At 52.4% G+C, this 475-nt stretch carries 1 protein-coding gene and 1 pseudogene; both read right to left on the bottom strand.

The window, feature by feature from the left end; translation table 11 throughout:
* Nucleotides 1–138 (bottom strand): transposase (locus VSR82_RS40045; RefSeq protein ID WP_410853438.1); only part of this gene is annotated, 138 nt, incomplete at its 3' end.
* A 220-nt stretch (nt 139–358) separates the two neighbouring features.
* Nucleotides 359–475: pseudogene (locus tag VSR82_RS40040) on the bottom strand (IS5/IS1182 family transposase); the annotation flags it as partial.

Below are 475 nucleotides of genomic sequence, written 5' to 3'. Positions count from 1 at the left end.
CAATGCATCAAACATGTCGCGCAGTTCGTATTTGCGCTGGGGCGCGTCGACGTCCATCAGCGTCAGATACGGCGCCGCGAAACTCCATTCCTCATCCGACACATCAGTCGGATACCCTTTGCGGTCTATTCTTTTCATCCCGCCAGGATAACAGGTCTCAATCGAAGTTCCTAACACGCTCTAGGTGAGGTTGTATCGAGACCTTCGTTTGGTCAGTGAAAAGGTGCGCAACCGTTTTGTTCGGTGCACGCCCATATGAACTCCATGCTCCTCGAGACTTTTCTGCAAGCGCTCAAGACGCAAGGCATTCTTGAGTACGCTGATGCGCCGTGGGAACCTTGGCTTCTAAGAAACGGTTTCATAAAGACTGCTGGGCACGCTTGAGCGTGTTCCAGCAGATCAAGGAACAACCGAGTTTGAGAAACGCCTCATGAATGTCGGCTCGACGTTCAAAACGGATGCGAAGACGGCGGAA

This window comes from Burkholderia sp. JPY481 (genome assembly GCF_038900515.1).
Classification (GTDB): Bacteria; Pseudomonadota; Gammaproteobacteria; order Burkholderiales; family Burkholderiaceae; genus Paraburkholderia; species Paraburkholderia youngii.
Note: the sequence above shows the minus strand (reverse complement) of the source record. Positions and strands in the feature narration are given on the sequence as shown.